Genomic DNA, 25,906 nt, shown 5'->3' on the forward strand with positions numbered 1-25,906 from the left:
CTACCCACACAGAAGCTTTTAAAACGAGTGGACGGAATGTATTCGACCAAGGAAAGATACTTAAGCGTTTGAATAATATTCCTACCTGATACGCTCCATAAATGGATTGGTAAAGGTTATCGCGGTTCTGAAGTTGCCAGTGGGAGCGGTGGAGATTCGCAATCATGATGATTTAGTGATAAGCTTGGGGCTTGCTATACAGGCACGTAAATGGGAAAATGGTATGTTTGAATTCTGAGTTTTAAAAGTAAAAAATACAATTCGATAAAAATGGATTGAAAATATCTAAACGTTCGTTTAAACTGGCGATCAGGCTTTAATAAAGGGATGAATGACAAAAAGTAGGCCATTTACCTTGTCCAGGGCGGCCTACTTTTTGTTGTGGAAAGAAAGTATAAGTACAACGAGTGTCGCAAATGAGATCATTAGCGTCAATGATTGGTATACTTCCACAGGCATCACCTCCCTTCCGAGAGGTTAGCCGACCGCCCTTGTAAGCCTATTCTATCGCTTGTTAAATTATAGTATGTTTTATTGTAGAGGAGTAGAAGATATTCCAGATTGGAATATTGGTTACTTCTTTTTGTTTTGTCTAACCCAATAGCCAAATGTGATTGAGTTTCGGAAGTTGTGATTTGCGACATCTAAAATCGTGATTCACGATAATGAAAATATGGAGCTGAAATGCTGCTTCTTTTGTTTTGATAAATATAAATCTATTAAGAGTGATTTCGTACAATTTTATAAGGAGCTAGAAGATGTATTAAATTATGGTTCTCGCTTGATTGAATATGCTACCTCCTATCTGGTAGGCAAGCAGATTACATTTAGCGGTGATTCTGATGTAGTGGACGATCAGACAAGTTCAACTGCATTGGGAGAGATAACAAGTCAAGACGGTGCGACATGTACATTTAAAGGCGTTACACTTGGATATGTACAATTAAAGGTTAGTCTGGTTAGTGATCCAACAGTCTATTTATGGCAGCGGATACGGGTAAAAGGTTTGATTTGATGAATAACTTTTTGCTAATTAGTTTATATTTATAATGGATTAGATGAACTCTATCTTCAAAAATTCGCTTGAACACTTTACTCTTTTTATTGAACCCCCTATAATTTTATTTAGTGGAATGAAAAGTTAGTGTTCAATTCCTTCTTAATAATGAAGAAAAGCCCCATTTATTATGGCTTGAAGAACGTGCAATATTTCTTGCGATGAGCTTGTAAATATGATATTATTACTTTTGTTGTGAATTCGGTGGTCCGCTGCGGATGATGAGGGAAAACAGAGGGTTTTCCGGAAGAGGCATGAACACCTGAGTGGAAGGAGGGAGTCCTAGATGAATATCGTTCAAGCGATTACGCAAGAACAACTTCGTAAGGATATTCCGAGCTTTCGTCCTGGTGATACTTTGAAAGTACACGTTAAGGTTATCGAAGGAACTCGTGAACGTATCCAGCTGTTTGAAGGTGTTGTAATTAAGCGTCGTGGCGGAGGAATCAGCGAAACTTTTACAGTTCGTAAAATTTCCAACGGTGTAGGCGTGGAAAGAACTTTCCCGCTTCATTCCCCGAAAATCGATAAAATCGAAGTGGCTCGCCGTGGTAAAGTGCGTCGTGCGAAGCTGTACTATCTTCGTGAACTTCGCGGTAAAGCAGCGAGAATTAAAGAAGTACGTCGTTAATTCATTAACGAACAAAAGGGGCTTGTTTGATCAAGCCCCTTTGTTGTCTTTAAATATAAGAGTCGATACATATTTTATGACAAAGCGAGGTCAGGAAACATGGAGCATTTATCAGAGTCTGAACAACCGGTCCAGCCGGAAGAATCCCCCGAGAACCCGCCCAAGCAAGGGAAGAGCGAGGCGCTGGAGTGGCTGAAGGCTATCGTGATCGCTGTCGCTTTAGTGCTCGTGATCCGCTGGCTTTTCTTTGCCCCTTTTATTGTAGACGGTCCTTCCATGCAGCCGAATTTCCATACTGGGGAGCGGATTATCGTTAATAAGATCATTTATGACATACGGGATCCAAAGTTTGGCGAGGTCGTGGTATTCCATGTGCCTACGGAAGGACGCGATTTCATTAAGCGCGTTATCGGTGTGCCTGGAGATGCCGTGGAGGTGGACGGCGATACCGTGAAGATTAACGGTGAAGTCATCGAGGAAGTCTATATCCAGGACGTATTGGATGAAAAACACGCCAACAACGAGCTGTATAACAGCAGGCAAAACAATCCCACATCCAATTTTCCTAATGAATTTGTTCCTGATGGAACGGTGCCGGAGGGCTATGTGTTTGTCATGGGTGACAATCGTCCGGACAGTACGGACAGCCGGAGAATCGGGTTTGTTCCGTATAGCGATATCATTGGCCGTGCGGATCTCGTATTCTGGCCGATGCAGGATTTTGAATTCGTAAAACATAATTACGGGAACTAGAGGTGATATACAATCATGACAATACAATGGTTTCCCGGGCATATGACCAGGGCAAGGCGGCAGATTGAGGAAAAGCTTAAGCTGCTGGATCTAGTCATTGAGCTGATCGATGCCAGACTCCCCTTGTCGAGCCGAAACCCGATGATCGACGATATTTTGCAGGGAAAGCCTCGTCTGATCGTGCTGAACAAAGCGGATCTGGCAGATCCTTCGGTGACACGAGAGTGGATCGAATATTTCCGTGAGGAAGGTCATGCTGCTATCCAGGTGGACGCATCCAGTGGACAAGGCATCAAAGAGATCCCTGTTAAGGCAAAGGAATTAATGCGGGAGAAGATCGAGCGCCAGATTGCGAAGGGAATGAATCCGCGCGCGATACGGGCCTTAATCGTTGGTATTCCCAATGTCGGAAAGTCCACGCTGATCAACCGGATGGCTGGCAAAAATATTGCAGCGACCGGCGATCGTCCGGGTGTGACCAAGGCACAGCAATGGATTAAGATCGGTACTGAATTGGAACTGCTTGATACACCCGGGATTCTGTGGCCGAAGTTCGAGGATCAAAATGTAGGCTACCGGCTTGCGGTAACCGGCGCGATTCGGGAAGAAATTCTGAATCTTGAGGATATTGCGTTTTTTGGCGTGAAATATCTGGTTCAGTATTATTGGGAGGCGCTCAGTGAGCGCTTTGATCTGAAGGAGCAGCCTCAAGATCCCGACAATCCGGATGAAATTGTGGCTGTGATGGAAGCCATCGGGCGTAAACGGGGATGTATTGTAAGCGGTGGACGGGTAGATCTGGAAAAGGCATCCGGAATATTCCTCCGAGAGCTGAGATCAGGCAAGCTTGGGAGATACACGCTTGAGGCACCGTTTCATCTGAACAACCCGGCTCTGCTATAAGTGCGGGTTCTAGAAGAATAATGTGCGTAGAGACAGAGTCAGCCGAAGAAGCTGACTCTGTTTTGTTTAGGCTTTAGCCAGTTGAGCTCGCGAAGCGTGCGAAACAAAAAACCACCCGCTATGCGGGTGGAGGAATCAAGGGTTTGACCACTAAGACCAAACCGATAGAATTGAGATGTTCAGGCTCAATTGAAAGGAATGGTCTTAGATGGCAAACAAGAACTACAGTCTTGCGCACACCAAGTGGATGTGCAAATACCACATTGTGCTCACCCCGAAGTATAGACGGAAAGAGATCTATAATCAAGTGAGAAAAGATTTGATCGAAATCATGAAACGACTATGCAAGTACAAGGGAGTGGAGATTCTAGAAGGTCATATGATGCCAGATCATGTACACATGATGGTGGCCATCCCACCGAAGATTTCGGTATCCTCATTCATGGGATATCTGAAGGGGAAAAGTTCACTGATGATCTTCGAAAAGCACGCCCAATTAAAGTATAAATACGGAAATCGAAAGTTTTGGGCAGAAGGCTATTATGTAAGTACAGTGGGGCTGAACGAAGCAACCGTAAGGAAGTATATACGTGAGCAAGAGGCACATGATCAAGCGGTAGACAAGTTGAGTGTAAAAGAATACGAAGATCCATTTAGTAGTAATCGGAGCAAAAAGAAGTAAAACCAGTTTGACTGGTAAGTGAAAGAGACAAATAACACTGAGCCTGAACAGATTTGCTGTCAGGCTAGCGTCTTTAGGCGCAGTTTGGCAACAGGGGGTTATACCCCAAGAGCAAACCACCCGTTGGACGGGTGGTCCTGATTTTTTTACGCAAAGCTTACAAAAACAGATGCAGAATGCCGATACATATACTATAGAGCCGATAATGAGTAGACTTGTGCTCATTAGGCTGTTGTATTGCCGGAATGCCAAATAACTTGAAAAATGACTTGATATTGACATCTATGATAAGTTACTTGTAGAGAGAGTTGGGAGTGAGGTGGCATTATGGACGATTTGTTAGTTCATGAGCGGGAGTACTGGCAGCAATACCGGCATATTGCCGGTATTGACGAGGTTGGCCGGGGATGCCTGTTTGGCGATGTTGTAGCAGCGGCTGTTATTTTGCCCCAAAGGCTGGTGCTGGAGGGAGTTACAGACTCTAAGAAGCTAAGTGAGAAGAAGCGCGAGAAGTTATATGACATCATTATGAGTAAAGCTTTGGCCGTCGGTATCGGGTATGCAGACGCTGAGACGATTGACCGGATAAATATAAAACAGGCCACCAGGCTGGCTATGAAGCAGGCTGTCGGGCAGCTTTCGCTTGCGCCGGACCTTCTGCTGATCGATGCGGAACGGATTGATATGGAAATTCCGCAAGCTTCCTTGATCAAGGGAGATGCAACGAGCCAGTCGATTGCGGCGGCTTCGATCGTGGCGAAGGTCACGCGTGACAGATTGTGCAAAGGGGAGTGGGATGCCATGTACCCGGAATATGGAATTGGCACACATAAGGGTTATGCGACGAAGTTCCATCGTGAGCAGATTCAGGCGCTGGGACCTACTCCGATGCATCGGAAGAGCTTTATGACAAACCTGTTTATTGAGGAACAGACTTTGTTTTAAATGACCCGCCTATTGCCGGCGGGTTTTATATATCGTAATGACTAGGGGGAGAGCATGAGTATTGGACCGATTATACGGGCGATGGCAGGGGAAATTAAGCCGGGAACGCCTAAAACTTTGGAGCTGAAAGCCGGGCAGGTTGTTCGCGGGACGGTGCTGAGCGTCTCTGAAGACGGACAGGAAGCCGTACTTAACGTGCAGGGCGTCAGGCTTCATGCAACTCTTGAGACTCCTCTCCAGCCAGGCCAGACCACGCTCCTTCAAGTGCAGCCGCAGGCAGAGGACGGAATGATGCGGTTAAAGCCGATTCAGAGTGCGATGAATGGAGAGCTGACCGGAGCCGGGCTTTCCAAGGCATTGGCAGCTCTGGGGATGGATAATACTCCAGCAAACCAGGAGCTTCTGCAGATGATGCAGTCGGCCGGAATTCCTTTGACCAAGGAGAATCTGGCCCAGCTGTCGGCGTTAAATGCTCAAAAGCCCGCATCGGTGAATTTATCCGAATGGATTCAGTCCGCAGGGATTGCCTTAAGCCGGTCATTGCCGCTCACGGCGGAGACGGTTTCCGGACTGCACCAAGCGGTGTTTGGTCCTCAGCTTCATGTGCTGTTATCTTCCTTGGAGGAGCAACTTACAGCTTTGCTTAGTCAGATGAATGCACAGGGGGGCGAAGGCCAAAAAGGATCAGCAGCAGGGACTGGATCAGGTCCTGGAACCGCTGCAAACCCTACAGGAAGTCTTCTTGCTCAAGGGGAAAGCATTGCCGCAAACGCTAATGCAGTAAGAACTGTGGACGGTCAAGCTGCCGGGAACACGGGAAATCAGGCAGCGCCGGGGATGATGACGGCGGCTTCGGGCTCCGGCCTGTCGCAGATGCAGGAAGAGGCAGCGCCTCCTGCTGCTCCAGGCCAGGCCGCTGCAACTCCGGCAGAAGGGACTGCTCTGCCGGAAGCTGGCCGCCAGATGGCCGCAGCGGCCAAGGGAGATGGCCGTGAGCTGCTGCAGAAGCTGCAGCAGGTGCTCACGGAGCTGAAGGGCGCCGCGCTTACGCAGGGCGCTGCGACTGCTTCTGCGGCTGCCGGTAAGCAGGCAGCCGCAGAAGGGCCCATGGCCGCCGGCATGGCATCGGCGGCCATGGATGGCGAAGCGCCTGCGGCAGCTTCGCCGGGAGCGCGCCCCCAGCCCCAGACGGAGTCGTGGGTGGGGCGCGTGCTAAAGCTGCTCGGTGCGGAGCACGAGCAGCAAGTGCTGCGCGCAGCGGCCGCCGATGGCAAGGCCGCTGGCGCGCCTCAGGCGCCGCAGGCCACGGGCCAGGCTGCGCCGGGTGCCTCGCTGCCGCCGCAGGCGCAGCAGCAGGCAACAACGACGGCGGCGGCTGCACAGCCCGCCGTCGCCACCGCGGCAGCGCAGCAAGCGCAAGCCGCTGCCGCCGCGCCTTTGCCAGCGCAAGTGCAGCCTGCGGCTGCTGCAGCGCTGGCATTCACGGACGTTGGCGGGGATGAGGCCGCCGCCGTCCGTGACACACTAAAAGGCCTGCTGCTGCAAGCCGCCGCAGCAGACCAACTGCCCGAGCCGCTCAGAGAAGCGGCCCGGCAAATCGTACAGCAGCTGACCGGACAACAGCTGCTGCTCACCACAGATCGGACCACGCCATTTGCGCAGGTAACGATGTTTCTGCCCTTTACCGGTCCGAACGGCGAAGAGACGGCTTCCGTCCAGATTGAAGCCCGTCGCGGACGCAAGGGAGAGCTGGATGCAGCGAATTGCCGACTGTGGTTTGATCTGCAAATGAAAGCATTAGGACAGCTCATGGTCGATGTGCAGGTTGCTGACCGGAAGGTCATCTTGAGAATCCTTACCGAGGATGAAGCAGTGGGAGCCTATCTGGAGACAAAAAATGAGGACATCGAGCAGGCGCTGAATGGAGCGGGATATCAGTTGCTCTCCCTGAAGACAGAGCCGCTTATCACGTCCATGGAAGCTGAAGGTTCTACTCTTGAATTAGGCCGATCCATGACCTATGCTCCTACCCCGTACAAAGGAGTCGATTACCGCATATGAGCGAGCAGGACAAGAAGAGGAACTCCTCACTCAAGAAGGCGGTTGCGCTAAAATATGATCCTGCACAAAACGATGCTCCTGTCCTGGCAGCGAAAGGGACCGGTTATCTTGCGGAGCGTATCCTGGACCTGGCTCGCGAGCATGAAATTCCGGTTCAGGAGGATGCTGCATTGGTAGAAGTATTGTCCAAGCTGGATCTGGACCGTCAGATTCCGCCCGAGCTCTATAATTTGGTGGCCGAAATATTGAGCTTTATTTACCGGGCAGACCGGTATGCAGGAGGCAGATTAAGATGAGCGGCGGGACGTTGGGGCCGAGGGAAGGATCGGGAGGTTCAATCAAAGATGGCCGCAAGCTTCGCGGACGGGAAGCCGAGGAGCGTGCGGCCCAATACTTGCTCAAGGAAGGCTATCTTATTATAGAACGGAATTGGCGTTGCCGGAGCGGTGAGCTTGATATTATTGCCAAAAAGAACGGAATGCTTGTCATTGTGGAGGTCCGCAGCCGAAGCAGTCGAAGCATGGGCTTCGGAACTCCGGCTGAATCGATGACCCCGCGCAAAATTCGGCAGGTCAGGGATACGGCCGCCGTCTATTTGCTCCAGCACGGAGCCAGCACTTCCAATGTGAGATTTGATCTGATCGGAATTGTGCTGGGACCGGACATGAAGGTTGAATCCCTGGAGCATTACATAGCTTCATTTTAATACCTACTAGGCAATAGTAGTGCTAGCCGAATCCTTCAGGAGGCGCTTGGGCTGCGGCGGTCCAGACAACGGTACTGGATCGCTTCTGCAATATGCTCGGATTTGATGTCGCTGGAAGCCTCCAAATCGGCGATCGTTCGCGACAGCTTGATGATACGGTCATAGGCCCGCATACTGAGCCCGAGTGCGCCAAAGGAAGCCTGCAATAATTGCTCTGCTTCCGGCAGTATTCGTGCAGTCCGCCGCAGAGCCGCGCCGCTAAGCTCGCCATTGCGGCGATAAGGCGACCCGGCATAACGTTCTAACTGAATGCTCACAGCTTTCTCTACCTCCATTCGCATCTCGCCGGAGGATCGCGGCTCAGGATCGTGCTGCCATTTCGGCGGTCTTGGAACCTCCACATGCATATCGATCCGGTCAAGCAATGGCCCCGAAATTTTCTCCCGATACTGCGCAATTCGATAAGGAGAGCACGTGCAGAGCTGCTGTGGGGGCTCATTGCCAAAAAAGCCGCACGGGCAAGGATTAAGACTAATGGTTAACAGAAAATGAGCTGGAAATGTAAATGCTGCGCGGGAACGGCTAATCGTAACCCGTCTTTCCTCCAGCGGTTGTCTCAGCACCTCTAGAGCTGTCCGCGAGAATTCGGGCAGTTCATCCAGAAACAGCACCCCTCGATGAGCCAGGCTGACCTCTCCCGGCTTGGGAATGCCTCCTCCGCCAATCAGCCCGCCTGCAGAAATTGTATGATGTGGCGAGCGAAAGGGCCGCGTGGTCAATAGACCGCCGGTATGCTGGCGCAACAGACCAGCCGCGCTGTAAATTTTCGTGACCTCCAGCGACTCCTCGGGAGAAAGGGCGGGGAGGATGCCCGGAAGCCTGCGAATCAGCATCGTCTTGCCCGTGCCCGGAGGTCCTATTAGCAGCAGATTATGCATCCCTGCAGCGGCAATGGTAAGCGCCCGTTTGACATGATGCTGTCCCAACACATCACAGTAATCCTCGGCTATGCTGGAGGGCTCTGCCGCCGGAGCTGATGCATCCCTTTCCCGTGTCGGCTGGCGGATCAAGCGTTCCCATGTTGCCGAATCAGCGGCGCTGGCTTGTTCCTGCTTGCCGTGATCTAAGTCACTTTCCGGCAGAAGCTGCTTCAAATGTTGAAGGCCATAAATGGTCATCCCTTCCAACAGCAACGCTTCCTGAACGTTGCCTTCAGGCACAAGCACGGCATGAAATCCATTCCTTCTCGCCAGATCCACCATGGCAAGGACGCCTGGAACAGGGCGTAGCGCGCCGTCAAGTGCCAGCTCGCCAATGATCAGGAGCCGGTCTAGGCCCGGCAACTGGACTTGTCCGCTTGCGGCAAGCAGGCCGATGGCGATAGCCAGATCAAAGGCGGTACCTTCCTTGCGAATATCGGCAGGCGCAAGATTGATCGTTATTCGCTGCATGGGAAAGGTGAACCCGCAGTTTTTGATCGCAGATCGTACCCGTTCAACCGCCTCCCGGATCGCCGAATCCGGAAGTCCCACCACCGTGGTCTGGGGAATCCCGCTCGCCAGATCGACCTCTACTTCAATCATAACTCCATCAATACCGTACAGACATGCGCTGGACACTTTGCTATACAACACAAAAATACACCTTCTTCCATTGAATTCATTCGGCTTTGGCCGGTTCAAAGGGAAAAAGGTGCTTCCTTACTTCCGTGATTCTCTTATGATACTCTACTGATTCTCTATTGACTCTCTATTGACTCTCTAATGATTCTCTATTGGTATCCTAGTTGCTTCCAGCTTAATTGTCAATTCATTCAGGGATTAAAAGTGGTTGTTCAAAAAGTCATCTTTTGATCGCGAAGTGATTCAAGAGACTCATTCGATGTCGAAGGATCCTCTTGATCCTCCGCTTCTCCGATTTTTAACGGACATTACGTCTTCTTAGAACTGATTACTGATGATGATGGAATTGTAACGGACATTTTGTGCACTTAGCTAGCAGATTTGAAGGGGAAAGGGGGGATTGAGCATTCTAAGTGGCGAAAATGTCCGTTAGCGATCAAAACAGTCCGAAAAGGCTCGCTAACAATCCAAAATGTCCGTTAGAGGATCGGCGAAGCAGCCGCACGATGAGGGGACCAGCGAAGCAGTGCGCAATCGAGGGATCGGTGGAGCATCCGCAAGATCGAGGGACCGCCGAAGCAACTGCACGAGCGAGATCCTACGACGTAGCGGGTGTGAAGCAGGAGTGGAACGTGACCCTGCGGTGCGCAGCAGATGGGATGCAGGAGTGGAAAGCGGCCCTGCGACGCGCGGAGCGGGTGAAGCAGGCGCTCCTAAATCAAAAATTGATTATTTGAACATGTACACATAGATAGATTTCAGAAAATCAAGTTACAAGCTCACAGGGGAATAAATTAATTTGCAAGCAGTACAGGTGCTCCAAAGCTATGAGAGTGATACCTAATTGATATCAATATACATTGCATTTTCCAGATTGAAGTGCAGCAAGGATCGACGGCATCTCTTATTTTTTCTGGAAATACGACTATTTTAGCAAGGAATAAGCCTTTTTAAAATTGGAAGGACGTCACCCTCTGATCGTTCTCGAAATGAGATAATATCCATATTAAAAAGTTGTGTATAAATCATGAACTTTTTAAGGAAAGCGTTTTAAAAACATGATACAATGGGTTGGGTTTTATCTAATAAGGCTTTACCTCTAATACCGCCTGTGACAGGAGGATTCCAAGTATGAATATCCACGAATATCAAGGAAAAGAAGTGCTTAAACAGTATGGAGTTGCCGTTCCGGAGGGACGAGTCGCATTTTCTGTAGATGAAGCGGTAGCTGCCGCGGAGGCGCTGAACAGTCCCGTTGTGGTTGTCAAGGCTCAAATCCATGCCGGAGGCCGCGGAAAGGCCGGCGGCGTCAAGGTGGCAAAGAGCTTGGAGGAGGTCCGTACATATGCGGATGACATTCTTGGCAAAGTGCTGGTCACGCATCAGACAGGGCCGGAAGGGAAAGAGGTCAAGCGCCTGCTGATCGAACAAGGATGCGATATTAAGAAGGAATACTACGTAGGTGTGGTTGTAGATCGTGGAACCGGACGAGTCGTTATGATGGCTTCAGAGGAAGGCGGCACCGAAATCGAGGAAGTTGCCGCACATACGCCTGAGAAAATCATAAAAGAGATTATAGATCCTGCTATCGGACTTCAAGCCTTCCAGGCCCGAAGATTGGCTTTTGCCATAAATATTCCGAAGGAGCTTATCCAGGAAGCAGCCCGGTTCATGCTGGCTCTTTATGAAGCATTTATGGATAAGGATTGCTCCATCGCGGAGATCAATCCGTTGGTTGTGACCGGAGACGGGAAGGTTATGGCGCTGGATGCCAAGCTGAACTTTGATGCGAATGCCTTGTATCGCCATCCTGAGATTGTGGCGCTGCGTGATCTGGAAGAGGAGGATGTCAAGGAGATTGAAGCCTCCAAGTACGATTTGAGTTATATCGCACTGGACGGCAACATCGGTTGCATGGTGAACGGAGCGGGCCTTGCGATGTCCACGATGGACATTATTAAATATTATGGCGGAGACCCGGCCAATTTCCTGGATGTCGGGGGCGGCGCGACAGCAGAGAAGGTTACTGAAGCGTTTAAAATTATTTTATCCGACTCGAAGGTAAAAGGGATATTCGTCAACATCTTCGGCGGGATCATGAAATGCGATGTGATTGCTTCGGGGATCGTTGAAGCTGCCAAGCAAGTAGAGCTGGACCGTCCGCTGGTGGTGCGTCTGGAAGGAACCAATGTCGAGCTTGGCAAGAAAATATTGGGAGAGTCAGGGCTTGCGATCGTATCGGCGGATTCTATGGCTGATGGCGCGCAGAAGATCGTCGCCTTGGTTTCCTGACCGTTGAACATCACCATATCACCTGTTCTATATTAGGGGAGGTATTTTTAGATGAGTATATTGATCGGTAAACATACCCGGGTTATTACCCAAGGAATTACAGGTAAAACGGCATTATTTCATGCCAAAGGGGCTTTGGATTACGGTACGCAAATGGTCGGCGGCACCTCGCCAGGAAAGGGCGGAACCCAGGTGGATATCGCCCTCGAAAACGGAGAGACCGTAAGTCTGCCTGTATTCAACACAGTTCGTGAAGCGAAGGAGGCAACGGACGCAACGGCCAGCGTAATTTATGTGCCTCCTGCGGCGGCTGCAGATTCGATTCTGGAGGCGGTCGAAGCCGAGATGGAACTCGTAATCTGCATCACGGAAGGCATCCCGGTGCTTGATATGGTCAAGGTAAAGCGGTATATGGAGGGAAAGAAAACGGTGCTGATCGGGCCGAACTGTCCGGGGGTAATCACACCTGGAGAGTGCAAAATCGGCATTATGCCGGGCTATATCCATCTCCCCGGGCATGTAGGTGTCGTATCCCGCAGCGGCACGCTGACTTATGAGGCGGTTCACCAGTTAACGACCCGCGGGATCGGTCAATCCTCGGCGGTGGGCATTGGCGGAGATCCGGTGAAGGGCTCGGAATTTATCGATATTCTGCAGCGTTTTAATGAGGACGAGAATACCCATGCGGTCATCATGATCGGCGAAATCGGCGGGACAGCCGAAGAAGAGGCTGCGGAATGGATCCGGGATCATATGACCAAGCCGGTTGTCGGATTTATTGGCGGGGCAACAGCTCCGGCAGGTAAACGGATGGGTCATGCGGGAGCGATCATTTCCGGGGGCAAGGGCACGGCCAAGGAGAAGATTGAAAAGCTGGAGGAATGCGGGATTACGGTAGCTCCAACTCCTTCAGAAATGGGCTCAACGCTGGTTCGGGTGCTGGAGGAAAAAGGGATCCTGCAAGCCTGTCAGGCCAGATAGGCTGTTGCAACATGCGCAACTTTTGATATAATCAGTTCAAAGGTAAGCAACCTTCAGATTCCTGCGGGAAATGAGGGTTGCTTTTTTTGCGTTGTGCTAAGTTGAGGGAAGGATGTGACTTCCGTGGATCGACGGAATATGCTGATTGGATTGCATGAGTGCCCCGGATTAGGGTGGAAGCGAATTGAAGGTATTCTGCGCAAGGAGAAGCAGTGGACAGAAGCATGCCATTTTCAAGCCGGGGACTGGATGGAGTGTGGACTGGAGTCAGAGCTTGCGCTCCGGCTGGCGGATGAGTTCGATGAAGCATGGATTGAGACGAGGTTATCCTTGATGGAGAGAAGCGGTGTTCAGGCGATCACCATTTTCGATCCCGAATATCCTGTATTAATGAAGGAAACGGCAAAACCGCCCTGGGTTCTGTATGCTATCGGCGATCCGGAGCTCTTAAACAGGGTAACGATTGCAATGATCGGGACGCGCATCCCGACCGCCTATGGACGCAGGGTGGCAGAAGATCTTACGGAAGCCTTGTGTAATGAAGGTGCAGTTATTGTCAGCGGGCTGGCGCGCGGAATCGACGGAATTTGTCATGAGGCGGCAATTCGCTGTAACGGATCCACCGTTGCGGTGCTGGGTACGGCGATTGACACGGTCTATCCTTCAGAGCACAGCGGGCTATACCGGATGATTGCACAGCGAGGTCTGGTGCTGTCCGAATACCCCATAGGGACGAAGAGCCATCCCGGGCTGTTCCCCCAGCGCAACCGGATCATTGCCGGTATTTCCCGCGGGGCGGTAGTCGTGGAAGCCGATGCTCGAAGCGGATCCCTAATTACTGCGGATCAGGCGCTGGAGGCGGGCAGGGATGTGTTCGCGGTGCCGGGACCGATTACTTCGCCCAAAAGCAGGGGGACGCTGGGGCTTCTCAAGCAAGGAGCGAAAATAGTGACCGAGCCCTCCGATATTCTAGAGGAATATGAGCAGGAATTAAAGGGCCGCGGTACGAAAAGCCGCCCCCTCCTTACAATAAACGAGTTGACAAATGAGGAGCGCAAAATATACCATATGCTGGAGCAGGAGGACTTTACTTTTGACAGGCTAAGGGAACAGACCATGTGGGAGTTTGGACATTTACATTCAGTTCTGTTATCTTTAATCATGAAAAAAGCGGTAGTTCAATTACCTGGTTCTGTTTATAAGATTATATAGTCCATTCCTAACTGAGAGTGGCTTGTACAAGTGACTATATACTGCGTATTTTATTCAAGTGTTGTAATGTCTGAGAGGAGGATGAACCTGTGGCGGATTCACTCGTCATCGTGGAGTCGCCTGCCAAGGCGAAAACGATTGGCAAATACTTAGGGAGCAAATACATCGTGAAAGCCTCAATGGGACATGTTCGCGATTTGCCCAAAAGCCAAATTGGGGTTGAAGTAGAGAATGACTTCAGTCCGAAGTATATTACGATCCGCGGAAAGGGTTCTGTATTAAAAGAGTTAAAGGATGCCAGTAAAAAGGTAAAGAAAATTTATCTGGCGGCTGACCCCGATCGTGAAGGTGAAGCAATCGCTTGGCACTTGGCTCATGTACTGGATCTGGACCAGACGGAAAGCTGCCGGGTCGTATTTAATGAAATTACGAAGCAAGCTGTAAAGGATGCATTCAAAACCCCGCGTAAAATCAATATGGACCTCGTTAATGCCCAACAGGCCAGACGGATTCTCGACCGCCTTGTCGGTTACAAGATCAGTCCGCTGCTGTGGAAAAAGGTAAAGAAGGGCTTGTCTGCAGGCCGTGTTCAATCGGTTGCCGTCAAGATCATTCTGGACCGGGAGAACGAAATTTCGGCGTTTGTGCCCGAAGAATACTGGAGCATTACGGCTCGCCTGACGACAAAGGGAACTCCTTTTGAGGCCAAGTTCTATCAATATAAAGGAGAAAAGCTGGAGCTTACCAATGAGCAGCAGGTTCAGACCATTCTGCAGGGGATCGAAGGAGCAAATTTTTCCGTCGCAGAGGTGAAGGAGAAGGAGCGCTTGCGTCATCCGGCAGCTCCATTTACAACGAGCTCCCTGCAGCAGGAGGCAGCCCGGAAACTGAACTTCCGTGCCGCGAAGACGATGTCTGTTGCTCAGCAGTTATATGAAGGGGTCGACTTGGGCAAGGAAGGCACCGTCGGTCTGATTACCTATATGCGTACAGATTCCACGCGGATTGCTGCTTCCGCTCAAGAGGAAGCCAAAGATTATATTCAAGCCAAATATGGCGAGAGTTATGTGCCTGAATCACCGCGTCAATACTCGAAGAAAGCAGCTGGTTCACAGGATGCGCATGAAGCCATCCGTCCAACCTCGGCGCTTCGGGATCCGGATTCGGTGAAGGCATTTACAAGCCGTGATCAATACAGGTTATACAAGCTGATCTGGGAACGCTTTATGGCGAGCCAGATGGCTTCGGCAGTGCTGGATACGATGTCTGTTGATATTGCAGCCGGTGAATCGGTATTCCGTGCAGTTGGTTCAAAAATTCGGTTCCATGGATTTATGAAGGTATACGTAGAAGGAAATGACGATGGAACTACCGAGGATGATAAGTTTCTTCCTCCGATGCAGACAGGGGATGCGCTGGAGATCCACGAGATCGAGCCAAAGCAGCATTTTACACAGCCTCCTCCAAGATATACCGAGGCCAGACTGGTGAAGACGCTGGAGGAGCTGGGAATTGGACGTCCGAGTACGTACGCGCCAACGCTTGAAACCATCCAGAAGCGAGGCTATGTAGCGATCGAGGAGAAGAAGTTTGTCCCTACTGAGCTTGGAGAACTGATAAATGAGCAAATGGAACAATACTTCCCGGAAATCCTGGATGTAGAATTTACCGCTCATATGGAAGGCGACCTCGACCATGTAGAAGAAGGCTCGGAGGACTGGGTTCGAGTCCTGGGAGAGTTCTACAAGACCTTTGAGCAGCGTCTTGAGGTGGCTGAGGAAGAAATGAAGGAGATCGAGATTGAAGATGAGGTCTCTGACGAAATATGTGAGAAGTGCGGCAAGCCTATGGTCTATAAACTCGGCCGCTTCGGGAAATTCCTGGCATGCTCCGGATTTCCGGATTGCCGGAATACGAAGCCGATCATCAAGGATATTGGCGTGACCTGTCCAAAGTGCAAGGAAGGTCATGTGGTTGAACGCCGCAGTAAAAAGGGCAGGATCTTTTATGGCTGCGACAGATACCCTGAGTGCGACTTTGTGTCATGGGATAAGCCCTCTCCGAAGCCTTGTCCTAATTGCGGCTCCTTGCTGGTCGAGAAGCGCAACAAGCAGGGTGGGAAGCTGCAATGTACGGCCTGCGACTTTACGGAGCAGATCGAGGATCAGGATGACGATAGCATTGATGATTGAGTGATAACCTTATCAACTCTACTTGAAGATTACAGCAAGATCCGGGAGGATAAGACATTGACAGACACGAAAAAGGTAACCGTCATCGGAGCGGGTCTGGCTGGCAGTGAAGCTGCATGGCAGCTTGCCAGCCGGGGCGTTCCGGTGAAGTTATATGAGATGCGGCCGGTCGTAAAGACGCCGGCCCATCATACAGATAAATTTGCCGAGCTCGTATGCAGCAATTCGCTGCGGGCTAACGGGCTTACCAATGCGGTGGGTGTGCTGAAGGAAGAGATGAGAATGTTGAATTCTCTGGTCCTCGGTTCGGCTGACCGCAATGCGGTGCCTGCCGGAGGGGCACTGGCTGTCGACCGTGACGGATTCTCCGGTGAGATCACCGCTTCTCTTCATGAGCACCCGCTCGTAGAGGTTGTAAATGAAGAAATCACCCGAATTCCGGAGGATGGAATTGTAGTTATTGCCACGGGACCGCTGACGTCTCCGGCATTATCGGAGCAAATCCGCAACTTAACGGGTGAGGATTATTTTTATTTCTATGATGCGGCTGCCCCGATTGTGGAGAAGGATTCCATCGATATGAGTAAAGTGTACCTGGCTTCTCGCTATGATAAGGGGGAAGCGGCTTATCTGAACTGCCCGATGAGCGAGGAGGAGTTCGATGCCTTTTACGAGGCGCTGATTACGGCCGAGGTTGCTCAGCTCAAGGAATTTGAGAAAGAGATTTATTTTGAGGGCTGCATGCCGATCGAGATTATGATGCGGCGCGGCAAGCAGACAGCCCTGTTCGGACCGATGAAGCCGGTTGGCCTGGTCAATCCGCATACCGGAACACTTCCTCATGCGGTGGTGCAATTGCGCCAGGATAATGCTGCGGGAACCTTGTACAATTTGGTTGGCTTCCAGACTCATTTGAAGTGGGGAGAACAAAAGCGGGTATTTTCAATGATTCCCGGACTTGAAAATGCCGAATTTGTCCGGTACGGGGTCATGCACCGGAATACCTTTATCAATTCTCCAAGGCTGCTGTCTCCGACTTACCAGCTCAAGGAACGCCCGACTTTATTCTTTGCTGGACAAATGACCGGTGTGGAAGGATATGTAGAGTCTGCTGCTTCCGGCTTGATCGCAGGGCTTAATGCTGTTCAAGCTTATCATGAACGGGAAGGAATTGTATTCCCGGAAGATACGGCGCTTGGAAGCATGGCGAGATATGTTACCAATGCGGATATTGAGCATTTTCAACCCATGAATGCGAATTTCGGTCTGTTCCCGAAGCTCGATACCAGATACCGGAAGAAGGCGGAGAAGAATGAAGCGCTGGCGCATCGGGCTCTTGACAGTCTGAGGTCTTTTATCGGTGAAAAGGGACTATAACGCAAGATTCGATGTCGAATCAACCACTTGAAATACTTCGTGATCAAAAGATGACTTTTTGAATAACCTCTATAATATACGGTAACTCAGCGAGCTAATCAAAAGGGAAGGAAGCGGTACGATGATTCCTAGTTTTCATGCCACGACAATCTGTGCTTTGCGTCAGAATGGCAAATGTGCCATTGCGGGGGATGGACAGGTGACCTTCGGAGAGAGTGTTGTCATGAAGCAGACAGCCAAGAAGGTTCGCAGATTATATCGGGGACAGGTTATAGCAGGATTTGCAGGTTCTGTTGCAGATGCAATCACCTTATTCGAGAAATTTGAGGCTAAGCTGGAGGAGCATCACGGCAATCTGCAGCGTGCAGCAGTTGAGTTAGCCAAGGATTGGCGGCAGGACCGGGTGCTTCGTAAGCTGGAGGCATTGATGATCGTTATGGATCGTTCGGGAATGCTGCTCATTTCGGGAGGCGGAGAAATTATTGAGCCTGATGATGAAGTGCTGGCTATCGGATCCGGCGGCAATTTTGCACTGTCGGCTGCCAGAGCCTTGAAACGGCATACCCAGATGGAAGCTAAAGAGATTGCTTATGAAGCACTCAAAGTGGCTTCTGAAATTTGTGTGTATACGAACAGCAACATTATTGTTGAAGAACTGTGACCGGAGGGATGCTGCAATGCAGAACGCTAATTTGACGCCCAGACAGATCGTTGCTGAGCTCGACAAGTATATTGTAGGACAGAAGCAGGCGAAGAAATCGGTTGCTGTTGCACTGCGGAACCGTTATCGCCGCAGTTTGCTCAGCGATGAGGTTCAAGACGAAATTGTGCCTAAAAATATATTGATGATTGGTCCTACAGGTGTGGGGAAAACGGAAATTGCCCGCAGGCTCGCGAAGCTGGTGGGAGCGCCTTTTGTGAAGGTGGAAGCTACCAAATTTACAGAAGTCGGATATGTCGGACGTGATGTAGAGTCCATGGTGCGTGATCTGGTTGAGGGCGCGATTCGCACGGTCAAGCTGGAGCGGACGGAGAAGGTGAAGGATCGGGCGGAGGAGCTGGCGAATGAACGCCTGGTTCAAATTCTAGTTCCATCCGGGAATAAGTCTAAAAGCAACCGCAATCCTTTTGAAATGCTGTTTGGTAATCAAAATGACAGCAATGCTCCGGCGGAAGGCAAGGAGGAGGAAGACAGTCAGGTAACGGAGAGCCGCCGGCAGATCCGGTTCAAATTATTGTCCGGACAGCTCGAGAACGATATTGTCGAGATTGAGGTTGAGGATCATGCCCCTACGATGATGGATATGTTTGCGGGGCAAGGCAACGATCAGATGGGAATGAATATGCAGGAGATGTTCGGCAATATTTTGCCAAAGCGCACAAAGAAGCGCAAGCTCTCGGTAAAGGAAGCGCGCAAGGTGTTGACACAGGAAGAGGCCGCCAAGCTGATTGATCAGGATGACCTGATCCAGGAAGCGGTGGAGCGTGCAGAGCAGTCCGGCATTATTTTTATCGATGAAATTGACAAGGTGGCCAGCAAAGGGCAAGGCTCGGGTCCTGATGTCTCCCGCGAGGGGGTACAGCGGGATATCCTTCCGATCGTGGAAGGCTCTACGGTTATGACAAAGTATGGTCCAGTGAAAACAGACTATATCCTCTTTATTGCAGCTGGCGCCTTTCATATTGCGAAGCCTTCCGACTTAATTCCCGAGCTTCAAGGACGCTTCCCGATCCGGGTCGAGCTTAGCAGTCTGTCGCTCGATGATTTCGTCTCCATTTTGACTGAGCCGAAGAACGCGCTCACTAAGCAATACACTGAGCTCCTTCGGACAGAGAATATTGAGATCGAATTCTCTTCGGACTCGATTCGGGAGATTGCTTCAATTGCAGCCACTGTCAATGCCAATAATGAGAATATCGGAGCGCGTCGTTTGCATACAATCTTGGAGAAGTTGCTTGAGGATCTATCTTTCGAGGCCCCGGAACTAACTTTGGAGCGGATGGTCATTACACCGGAGTATGTTCGGGAGAAATTGGGCGATATAGCCAAGGATCGTGATTTAAGCCAATACATTTTATAGTATAAGAATTGTTAATATAAGGCCATAGGACCCAATTTTTGCGGGTCTTGTGGCCTTTTGTCGTTTACGCGGGATTTTAGCAGAATTTAACCGGGACTCCTCGTCAAAATTGCAAAAAAATACAAATTGTGCCTATTTTATCATCAAAATCATGAAAGATAGGGCTTTTTTCATATTGTAAATATGTCGATTCTACACGAAACTTAGGATATATGACATTCTCCTAGTTTTTTCAAAAGTAGGACATTCGAAAGACGAAGTTGTTGTAATTATTTGTCGAAAAAAAGAGGGATTTGTGAAGCTTTGTGGAAGTTAGAGCAAGGAAGATTTTCAGAAAAAAGTGGAAGTTAGTAGTTTCGAGGAGGCAGCAGCATGCAACTGTTAAACGGCATCGGGTTCCAAAAGCTTGAAACCGCGCTGCAGGCGGCTAATCTCAGACAAGAGGTGCTCGTCGGCAACATAGCGAATGGGGATACGCCATATTACAAACGGTCAAGCGTATCATTTGAAAATTTACTGAAATCGGAAATGGACAGCATGACTCCCTCATTAGTCGGGCGCCGTACAAACGAAAAACACATGGAAATAGGAAAATCGACCCAAAATGTTAGACCGACAGTCACAATCGACCAATCAACTTCGATGAATAATAACTTAAATAATGTGGACATCGACAGTGAAATGACCCAACTCGCGGAAAACCAGTTGCGTTATAACGCGTATGTGGAACAGGTCAATTACCAGATTAAAATGAAACGAGTCGCAGTGGAAGGGAGATAGTGAGACATGAATATCAGCAACAGTTTTAGTATAAGTGCCTCAGCGCTTACTGCCCAAAGGCTCCGCATGGACGTAGTATCCTCCAATATTGCCAATGCCGAGACAACCAGAGCAGCAGTGGTGGACGGCAAAGCAGTACCCTACCGACGGAAGGTAGTAGTGATGTCCCCATTGAACACCGGCAGCTTTAGTGAAACCCTGAATCAAGCGATTGGAAGCAGCCAGACATCAAGCCGCGGAGTCAAGGTCACTGCCATTAAAGAGGACGCATCTGACTTCAAACCGGTTTATAACCCTACGCATCCGGATGCGGACAGTGAAGGGTATGTATACATGCCTAATGTTGATATTTTGAAGGAAATGGTAGATGTCATTTCAGCTTCCAGGTCTTATGAAGCTAACGTCACAGCGCTAAATGCCAGTAAGGCTATGATCACCAAAGCATTACAGATTGGCAAGTAATGGTTAATCGAAACCTATAGAGACGGGAGTGGTGTAAGTTGATTCAAGGGATTGACTTAAATGCTTTAAATAGTGTGAGTCCGGTTGGAAGCACCTCAGGAAAGACGGTATCTCAGACTCCAGCAGAAAGCATGAGAAACTTCGGAGCTTATCTGTCAGATGCATTGGATAGTGTCGCAGCACAGGAAAAAAATGTACAGGTAATGAACAATAAGTTCTTACTTGGACAGGTCAGTGCTGATGAAGTCATGATTGCTTCAGAACAAGCAATGTTAAGTTTGCAGTTGACTACGCAAGTGAGAAATAAGGTCATAGAGGCTTATCAAGAAATAATGCGTACGCAAATTTAACGAATTTTCAGGACGCTTGTGATGGGGTGACATTGTGAATGAAAGAATAGCCCAGTATCGGACGAAAGTTACCGAATTCTGGAACCGATTCAGTAATAAACAGAAAATTATGCTGTTTTCCACAGTTGGAATCATTTTGCTGGCGATCATACTGCTTACCATCCAATTCTCGAAGACGGAGTATGAGGTAGCCTTTACCAATCTCGATTCAACGGATGCTGCCGGGATTATTGAATATCTTGAAAGCGGCGGGATCCCATTTCAACTGGGCACTGACGGAACTAGCATATCAGTACCTAGTAAAGATGCTTCCAGGGTGAAGATTGGGGTAGGCTCTCAAGGGATTGTTCAGAACGGCTCGATTGGTTGGGAAGCCTTTAATGAAGGATCTTCGCTGATTGGCATGACGGATAATGAGTTTAACGTCAAATATAAAAGTGCTTTAAACGGTGAAATTGAGCAATTGCTTAAACGAATGCAAGGCATCCAGGACGCCAAAGTATTAATTAATCTTCCGGCAGAAAATGTATTTGCCAGTCTTAATGAAAAGGAAAAGGCTACAGCATCAGTAGTAGTAACCTTCAAATCCGGCTATCGTCCGGATCAGGAAGCGGTGGACGGATACTTCAACTTAGTTAAGACCTCTGTACCCAATCTGCCGATTGAAAATATTTCGCTTTCCTCTAGTGATGACTCTATCTTGTTGCCGACAGGAGAGGGTAAGGGGCAAATTGGCTCATTGACCTCGGCAGTGCAAGAAAACCTGACGCTGCAGAAGAAGTTCGAGAGCGATGTGAGGCAGAGCGTCAAACAGTTTCTGTCCCGGTTGATGGGTCAGGAAAAAGTCGAGGTTCTCGTTAATTCCAAGCTGAATTTTGATCAAATTAGTCAAAGGGAAAACCTAGTAACCCCGGTGGACACGGAAAACATGAGGGGGATCGAAATCAGCGCTGAACGAATTCAAAAGAGCTATACCGGTCAAGGCACACCAAACAGCGGCGTAGCCGGAACGGGCGAAACGGATGTAGCTAATTATCCGGCCGCTGACAATAACGGTGCCACAACTTCATCAGAGGAATCCTCCTCCATAATTAACTACGATGTCAATAGAATCACCAAGGATATCGTCGCAAGTCCATACGTCATTAAAGATTTAACCATAAATGTTGCTGTTGAACCACCAAACGGACAAGAAACTTTAGATCCTACTACAAAAGCGGATATCGAAAATGTGCTGGCTAATATTGTTGGTTCCTACTTAGCGGATTCTGGTAGTACTTATACAGACGATGAACTGCTTAAAAAAGTTTCGGTGTTGTCCCAAGCTTTTTATAAGGATGAGGCGGGATCTTCCGGACTTAGTCTTTCAAGCCCGCTTGTATGGGGAGCTCTTGCGGCGGCTTTGCTTGCCATTGCCGGAGTTGTGTTCGTACTGGTACGCCGCGGACGCAAACAGCAGCCCGAAGAGATTGAAGAGGAAATTCCTGTGCCGCTTACTCCGGAATTCCCGTCGATTAATCTGGATACTGTTACAAACGAAAATCAGGTGCGCAAACAGCTAGAGACGCTGGCCAAGAAAAAGCCGGACGAATTCGTCAATTTGCTTCGTACCTGGCTGGCTGACGAATAGAGGTGAACGCATTGTCAAAACCAACGACTCCCATGTTATCAGGCAAGCAAAAAGCGGCGATTTTACTTATTACGCTTGGTCCTGAAGTATCGGCACAGATATTTAAGCATTTGCGTGAGGATGAGATTGAGCAGCTAACTTTAGAAATCGCCAATGTACGTAAGGTGGATAACGCAGAAAAAGACATGATCATGTCGGAATTCCATCAGATTTGTCTGGCTCAGGAATTTATTACCCAAGGGGGGATCAATTATGCCAAGGAGATTCTGGAGAAGGCGCTTGGTCAATCCAAAGCAATTGATATCATTAACCGCCTTACTGCGACGCTTCAAGTTCGACCATTTGACTTTGCCCGCAAGGCAGATCCAAACCAGATTCTGAATTTTATTCAGAATGAGAATGAACAGACGATTGCTTTAGTCTTGTCCTATCTGCAATTCGAGCAAGCAGCTGCGATTCTGTCTTCGCTCCCTCAGGAAAAACAAGCTGAGGTAGCAAGAAGGATCGCCATGATGGACAGCACATCTCCGGAAGTGATTTCTCAGGTCGAGCGTGTGCTGGAGCAAAAGCTCTCGGCAACGGTTACTCAGGATTACACCACTGCTGGCGGGCTCGAGGCGATTGTTCAAATCCTCAACGGCGTCGACCGGGGAACAGAGCGTACTATTCTCGATTCACTGGAGATTCAGGATCCGGAATTGGCCGAAGAGATCAAGAAGCGGATGTTCGTTTTCGAAGATATTGTCAATATCGACAACCGCTCGATCCAGCGCATTATTCGCGACGTGGAGAATGCCGATTTGCAGCTTGCGCTTAAAGTGGCAAGCGACGAGGTCCGAGATGCCGTATTCCGCAATATGTCCAAGCGGATGTCGGATACCTTCAAGGAAGAAATGGAATTTATGGGGCCTGTGCGGCTGCGTGATGTGGAGGAAGCTCAGACCCGGATTGTGGCTACGATCCGCAGACTGGAAGATTCCGGTGAGATAATCATTGCCCGTGGCGGAGGAGATGACATCATTGTCTAATTTGATCAAAGTATCCCAGTATGTGCCGGTTGAGGTTCTCAAGCAACTGAATTTGGCAAGGACATATGATGTCCCTGAGGAGCAGCGATCAGATGAGGAAGAGCACCAAGCTGTAGAAGTTGAAGACCAGCCTTCGGCCCAGGACTTAGCCGCTGAGGAAGCAAGAAATCAAATGTTGTCTGATGCCAAGGATTTTGCCGAAACCCAGATTAGAGTCGCGTCGGAGCAGGCAGAGCGTATGCTGGAAGAGGCGAAGGCAGAGATAGAGCGTTGGTGGAATGAACGCCGGGAGCAGGATGAGCATTTAATTGAAGCCGTTAAATCCGAAGCCTTCAATGAAGGCTATGAAGAAGGAAAACAGCGTGCGCTGGAGGATCTGCAGGATGAGATCTCCGGAAAAATGGCTGAAGCTTCTGCAGTACTCCAGCAGGCCTATGTGGAGAAGGATCAGATTATTCAAGAAGCTGAGCCGTTCCTGGTCGAACTTAGCTGTGCGATTGCCGAAAAGGTAATCGACAAGCAACTGGAGATGAATCCGGATTACACCATTGATTTGATCAAAAAAAGCTTGTCCCGTAAAAAAGAACAAGGCATATTGACGCTTTGTGTATCTCCAGCTCAGTTTTCATTCGTGCAGGCAGCCAGAGAAGAATTAAGCCTGGTGATCGATTCACAGGCAGAACTGCAAATTCTTCCCGATCCTGCCGTGCACGATAAGGGCTGTGTAATCCGTTCTTCATTCGGCAGCGTAGATGCTAAAGTTGATACCCAGCTTAAGGAAATCAAGAAGGAGCTTCTGCGAATATCCAGACAAAGTGATGAATGGAGCAGCGGAGATGGCGAATATGAAGGCAGATAGATACATTGAGCATCTAAGACAAGTGGACCCGGTGCGAATTAACGGAAAAGTAACCCAGGTAATTGGGCTCATGGTTGAATCTGAAGGGCCGGATGCAAGTATCGGTGACGTCTGTTATATCTATCCGGGAAAATCCACCCAACCGCTGCAGGCGGAGGTCGTGGGCTTTCGTGATAATAAGGTGCTGCTGATGCCCTTAGGCGAGCTAACCTCTATCGGTCCAGGCTGTGATGTGGTTGGAACCGGGAAGCCTTTAACTGTGCAGGTTGGTTCTGAATTGCTCGGCAAGGTGCTCGATGGATTGGGACAACCCTTGGACGGTTCCTTGCTGCCTTCACGAATGGGGCACTACTCGACTTCAAATAAACCAATGAATCCTTTGACACGACCGCGAGTAGCGGAGCCGATCAGTATCGGGGTTCGGGCTATTGACGGATTGCTTACGATCGGCAAAGGTCAACGCGTGGGGATATTTGCCGGTTCGGGTGTCGGGAAGAGTACCCTGATGGGAATGATCGCCCGGAATACCGCAGCTGATGTCAACGTCATTGCTTTGGTCGGTGAACGGGGGAGAGAGGTGCTCGACTTTATCGAGCGGGATTTGGGACCGGAGGGTCTTGAACGTTCTGTCGTAATCGTAGCAACCTCTGATCAGCCAGCGCTTATTCGAATGAAGGGGGCGCTCATCGCTACTTCAATTGCTGAGTATTTCCGCGATCGCGGGCTGGATGTCATGCTGATGATGGATTCGGTCACTCGCTATGCGATGGCGCTTCGCGAAGTTGGGCTTGCCGTTGGCGAACCGCCTGCGATGAGAGGGTATACGCCTTCTGTATTTGCGGCTTTGCCTAAATTGATGGAACGAGCGGGCACGGGCCCGACGGGCTCAATTACGGCCTTCTATACCGTACTCGTCGACGGGGACGACATGAACGAGCCGATCGCCGATGCAGTGCGTGGCATTCTGGACGGGCACATCGTGCTGAACCGGAATATAGCGAACAAGGGACACTTTCCGGCGATTGATATCTTGGCCAGCATCAGCCGGGTGATGAAGGATATCGTAGCTGACGATCAGAATGCTGCGGCGGAGAATTATAAGCGTCTGCTTGCCGTCTATAAGGAATCAGAGGATTTGATCAACATCGGAGCCTATCAGCATGGCTCGAATGCGGCTATTGATGAGGCCATCGATGCAATTCAGAGCATTAATAGCTTTTCCAAACAGAAAGTGAATGAGAAGGTTACTCTTGAGGAATCTCGAGTACGCTTGATATCAGAATTTTCGGGTGGGAGCTGAGC

General features: G+C 49.7%; 26 protein-coding genes. 24 read left to right on the plus strand and 2 right to left on the minus strand.

Annotated features, from left to right (window positions below):
- Nucleotides 1–369 precede the first annotated feature (369 nt).
- Nucleotides 370–459 carry a putative holin-like toxin gene (locus tag KI362_RS25520; RefSeq protein WP_222860704.1) on the minus strand — a complete coding sequence of 30 codons (90 nt, stop codon included), beginning with the start codon at nt 457–459 and terminating at the stop codon, nt 370–372.
- Nucleotides 460–673: 214 nt separating this feature from the next.
- Between KI362_RS25520 and KI362_RS07790 the strand changes: the two genes are divergently transcribed.
- From KI362_RS07790 to KI362_RS07830, 9 genes are all read left to right on the plus strand, one after another.
- Nucleotides 674–1,015: a hypothetical protein gene (locus tag KI362_RS07790; RefSeq protein WP_301626178.1), complete on the plus strand. Its 342-nt coding sequence runs from the start codon at nt 674–676 to the stop codon at nt 1,013–1,015.
- 328 nt (nt 1,016–1,343) lie between these two features.
- Complete coding sequence (gene rplS / locus KI362_RS07795; RefSeq protein ID WP_044478328.1) at nt 1,344–1,688, plus strand: 50S ribosomal protein L19; 345 nt, start codon at nt 1,344–1,346, stop codon at nt 1,686–1,688.
- A gap of 99 nt (nt 1,689–1,787) precedes the next feature.
- A complete protein-coding gene (lepB, locus tag KI362_RS07800) occupies nt 1,788–2,441 on the plus strand; it encodes a signal peptidase I (RefSeq protein ID WP_301626179.1) in 654 nt (217 codons plus the stop codon).
- Nucleotides 2,442–2,456: 15 nt separating this feature from the next.
- Nucleotides 2,457–3,344: a ribosome biogenesis GTPase YlqF gene (gene ylqF / locus KI362_RS07805; RefSeq protein ID WP_044478330.1), complete on the plus strand. Its 888-nt coding sequence runs from the start codon at nt 2,457–2,459 to the stop codon at nt 3,342–3,344.
- A gap of 208 nt (nt 3,345–3,552) precedes the next feature.
- Entirely contained in the window at nt 3,553–4,026 is a 474-nt protein-coding gene (gene tnpA, locus KI362_RS07810) for an IS200/IS605 family transposase (protein ID WP_301626180.1), read from the plus strand.
- Nucleotides 4,027–4,353: 327 nt separating this feature from the next.
- Entirely contained in the window at nt 4,354–4,971 is a 618-nt protein-coding gene (locus KI362_RS07815; protein ID WP_044478331.1) for a ribonuclease HII, read from the plus strand.
- Between the two features lie 54 nt (nt 4,972–5,025).
- Nucleotides 5,026–7,032 (plus strand): flagellar hook-length control protein FliK, encoded by a 2,007-nt coding sequence (locus tag KI362_RS07820; RefSeq protein ID WP_301626182.1) that lies wholly within the window; start codon nt 5,026–5,028, stop codon nt 7,030–7,032.
- Nucleotides 7,029–7,328 (plus strand): EscU/YscU/HrcU family type III secretion system export apparatus switch protein, encoded by a 300-nt coding sequence (locus KI362_RS07825; RefSeq protein WP_301626184.1) that lies wholly within the window; start codon nt 7,029–7,031, stop codon nt 7,326–7,328. The genes KI362_RS07820 and KI362_RS07825 overlap by 4 nt, the downstream gene beginning before the upstream one ends.
- The gene (locus KI362_RS07830) at nt 7,325–7,738 is read left to right on the plus strand and encodes a YraN family protein (protein ID WP_301626186.1); all 414 of its coding nucleotides are present in this window, start codon (nt 7,325–7,327) and stop codon (nt 7,736–7,738) included. The genes KI362_RS07825 and KI362_RS07830 overlap by 4 nt, the downstream gene beginning before the upstream one ends.
- A 35-nt stretch (nt 7,739–7,773) precedes the next feature.
- Here KI362_RS07830 and KI362_RS07835 read toward each other — a convergent pair whose 3' ends face one another.
- Nucleotides 7,774–9,369 carry a YifB family Mg chelatase-like AAA ATPase gene (locus KI362_RS07835; RefSeq protein WP_301626412.1) on the minus strand — a complete coding sequence of 532 codons (1,596 nt, stop codon included), beginning with the start codon at nt 9,367–9,369 and terminating at the stop codon, nt 7,774–7,776.
- Nucleotides 9,370–9,782: 413 nt separating this feature from the next.
- Between KI362_RS07835 and KI362_RS07840 the strand changes: the two genes are divergently transcribed.
- From KI362_RS07840 to fliI, 15 genes are all read left to right on the plus strand, one after another.
- Nucleotides 9,783–10,097, plus strand: coding sequence for a hypothetical protein (locus KI362_RS07840; RefSeq protein ID WP_301626188.1), 315 nt, complete (start codon nt 9,783–9,785; stop codon nt 10,095–10,097).
- A 394-nt stretch (nt 10,098–10,491) separates the two neighbouring features.
- Complete coding sequence (gene sucC / locus KI362_RS07845; RefSeq protein WP_044478338.1) at nt 10,492–11,652, plus strand: ADP-forming succinate--CoA ligase subunit beta; 1,161 nt, start codon at nt 10,492–10,494, stop codon at nt 11,650–11,652.
- Between the two features lie 51 nt (nt 11,653–11,703).
- Nucleotides 11,704–12,633: a succinate--CoA ligase subunit alpha gene (gene sucD / locus KI362_RS07850; RefSeq protein ID WP_301626193.1), complete on the plus strand. Its 930-nt coding sequence runs from the start codon at nt 11,704–11,706 to the stop codon at nt 12,631–12,633.
- Nucleotides 12,634–12,756: 123 nt separating this feature from the next.
- The gene (gene dprA, locus KI362_RS07855) at nt 12,757–13,845 is read left to right on the plus strand and encodes a DNA-processing protein DprA (protein ID WP_301626195.1); all 1,089 of its coding nucleotides are present in this window, start codon (nt 12,757–12,759) and stop codon (nt 13,843–13,845) included.
- 89 nt (nt 13,846–13,934) lie between these two features.
- Nucleotides 13,935–16,037: a type I DNA topoisomerase gene (gene topA, locus KI362_RS07860; RefSeq protein WP_301626197.1), complete on the plus strand. Its 2,103-nt coding sequence runs from the start codon at nt 13,935–13,937 to the stop codon at nt 16,035–16,037.
- 57 nt (nt 16,038–16,094) lie between these two features.
- A complete protein-coding gene (gene trmFO / locus KI362_RS07865) occupies nt 16,095–17,414 on the plus strand; it encodes a methylenetetrahydrofolate--tRNA-(uracil(54)-C(5))-methyltransferase (FADH(2)-oxidizing) TrmFO (protein ID WP_301626199.1) in 1,320 nt (439 codons plus the stop codon).
- A gap of 121 nt (nt 17,415–17,535) precedes the next feature.
- Nucleotides 17,536–18,075, plus strand: a complete 540-nt coding sequence (gene hslV / locus KI362_RS07870; protein WP_301626201.1) for an ATP-dependent protease subunit HslV — start codon at nt 17,536–17,538, stop codon at nt 18,073–18,075.
- A gap of 16 nt (nt 18,076–18,091) precedes the next feature.
- A complete protein-coding gene (gene hslU, locus KI362_RS07875) occupies nt 18,092–19,495 on the plus strand; it encodes an ATP-dependent protease ATPase subunit HslU (protein ID WP_301626203.1) in 1,404 nt (467 codons plus the stop codon).
- A 372-nt stretch (nt 19,496–19,867) separates the two neighbouring features.
- Nucleotides 19,868–20,275 carry a flagellar basal body rod protein FlgB gene (gene flgB / locus KI362_RS07880; RefSeq protein WP_044478345.1) on the plus strand — a complete coding sequence of 136 codons (408 nt, stop codon included), beginning with the start codon at nt 19,868–19,870 and terminating at the stop codon, nt 20,273–20,275.
- A gap of 6 nt (nt 20,276–20,281) precedes the next feature.
- Nucleotides 20,282–20,737, plus strand: a complete 456-nt coding sequence (gene flgC, locus KI362_RS07885; RefSeq protein ID WP_044478346.1) for a flagellar basal body rod protein FlgC — start codon at nt 20,282–20,284, stop codon at nt 20,735–20,737.
- Nucleotides 20,738–20,775: 38 nt separating this feature from the next.
- A complete protein-coding gene (fliE, locus tag KI362_RS07890) occupies nt 20,776–21,087 on the plus strand; it encodes a flagellar hook-basal body complex protein FliE (protein ID WP_374705633.1) in 312 nt (103 codons plus the stop codon).
- A 34-nt stretch (nt 21,088–21,121) separates the two neighbouring features.
- Complete coding sequence (gene fliF / locus KI362_RS07895) at nt 21,122–22,717, plus strand: flagellar basal-body MS-ring/collar protein FliF (protein ID WP_301626205.1); 1,596 nt, start codon at nt 21,122–21,124, stop codon at nt 22,715–22,717.
- Between the two features lie 32 nt (nt 22,718–22,749).
- Nucleotides 22,750–23,745, plus strand: coding sequence for a flagellar motor switch protein FliG (gene fliG / locus KI362_RS07900; RefSeq protein ID WP_101781124.1), 996 nt, complete (start codon nt 22,750–22,752; stop codon nt 23,743–23,745).
- Nucleotides 23,738–24,604, plus strand: coding sequence for a FliH/SctL family protein (locus KI362_RS07905; RefSeq protein WP_301626206.1), 867 nt, complete (start codon nt 23,738–23,740; stop codon nt 24,602–24,604). The genes fliG and KI362_RS07905 overlap by 8 nt, the downstream gene beginning before the upstream one ends.
- Nucleotides 24,582–25,904 carry a flagellar protein export ATPase FliI gene (gene fliI / locus KI362_RS07910; protein ID WP_301626207.1) on the plus strand — a complete coding sequence of 441 codons (1,323 nt, stop codon included), beginning with the start codon at nt 24,582–24,584 and terminating at the stop codon, nt 25,902–25,904. The genes KI362_RS07905 and fliI overlap by 23 nt, the downstream gene beginning before the upstream one ends.
- Nucleotides 25,905–25,906: the final 2 nt, after the last annotated feature.

This window comes from Paenibacillus apis (genome assembly GCF_018333295.1).
In the GTDB taxonomy this organism is placed as follows: Bacteria; Bacillota; Bacilli; order Paenibacillales; family Paenibacillaceae; genus Fontibacillus; species Fontibacillus antibioticophila.

What these genes read in the sequence shown, in the direction of transcription:
- KI362_RS25520 (WP_222860704.1), bottom strand. Translation starts at nt 459, where the DNA reads ATGCCTGTGGAAGTATACCAATCATTGACGCTAATGATCTCATTTGCG.
- KI362_RS07790 (WP_301626178.1), top strand. Translation starts at nt 674, where the DNA reads ATGGAGCTGAAATGCTGCTTCTTTTGTTTTGATAAATATAAATCTATT.
- rplS (WP_044478328.1), top strand. Translation starts at nt 1,344, where the DNA reads ATGAATATCGTTCAAGCGATTACGCAAGAACAACTTCGTAAGGATATT.
- lepB (WP_301626179.1), top strand. Translation starts at nt 1,788, where the DNA reads ATGGAGCATTTATCAGAGTCTGAACAACCGGTCCAGCCGGAAGAATCC.
- ylqF (WP_044478330.1), top strand. Translation starts at nt 2,457, where the DNA reads ATGACAATACAATGGTTTCCCGGGCATATGACCAGGGCAAGGCGGCAG.
- tnpA (WP_301626180.1), top strand. Translation starts at nt 3,553, where the DNA reads ATGGCAAACAAGAACTACAGTCTTGCGCACACCAAGTGGATGTGCAAA.
- KI362_RS07815 (WP_044478331.1), top strand. Translation starts at nt 4,354, where the DNA reads ATGGACGATTTGTTAGTTCATGAGCGGGAGTACTGGCAGCAATACCGG.
- KI362_RS07820 (WP_301626182.1), top strand. Translation starts at nt 5,026, where the DNA reads ATGAGTATTGGACCGATTATACGGGCGATGGCAGGGGAAATTAAGCCG.
- KI362_RS07825 (WP_301626184.1), top strand. Translation starts at nt 7,029, where the DNA reads ATGAGCGAGCAGGACAAGAAGAGGAACTCCTCACTCAAGAAGGCGGTT.
- KI362_RS07830 (WP_301626186.1), top strand. Translation starts at nt 7,325, where the DNA reads ATGAGCGGCGGGACGTTGGGGCCGAGGGAAGGATCGGGAGGTTCAATC.
- KI362_RS07840 (WP_301626188.1), top strand. Translation starts at nt 9,783, where the DNA reads ATGTCCGTTAGCGATCAAAACAGTCCGAAAAGGCTCGCTAACAATCCA.
- sucC (WP_044478338.1), top strand. Translation starts at nt 10,492, where the DNA reads ATGAATATCCACGAATATCAAGGAAAAGAAGTGCTTAAACAGTATGGA.
- sucD (WP_301626193.1), top strand. Translation starts at nt 11,704, where the DNA reads ATGAGTATATTGATCGGTAAACATACCCGGGTTATTACCCAAGGAATT.
- hslV (WP_301626201.1), top strand. Translation starts at nt 17,536, where the DNA reads ATGATTCCTAGTTTTCATGCCACGACAATCTGTGCTTTGCGTCAGAAT.
- hslU (WP_301626203.1), top strand. Translation starts at nt 18,092, where the DNA reads ATGCAGAACGCTAATTTGACGCCCAGACAGATCGTTGCTGAGCTCGAC.
- flgB (WP_044478345.1), top strand. Translation starts at nt 19,868, where the DNA reads ATGCAACTGTTAAACGGCATCGGGTTCCAAAAGCTTGAAACCGCGCTG.
- flgC (WP_044478346.1), top strand. Translation starts at nt 20,282, where the DNA reads ATGAATATCAGCAACAGTTTTAGTATAAGTGCCTCAGCGCTTACTGCC.
- fliG (WP_101781124.1), top strand. Translation starts at nt 22,750, where the DNA reads ATGTTATCAGGCAAGCAAAAAGCGGCGATTTTACTTATTACGCTTGGT.
- fliI (WP_301626207.1), top strand. Translation starts at nt 24,582, where the DNA reads ATGGCGAATATGAAGGCAGATAGATACATTGAGCATCTAAGACAAGTG.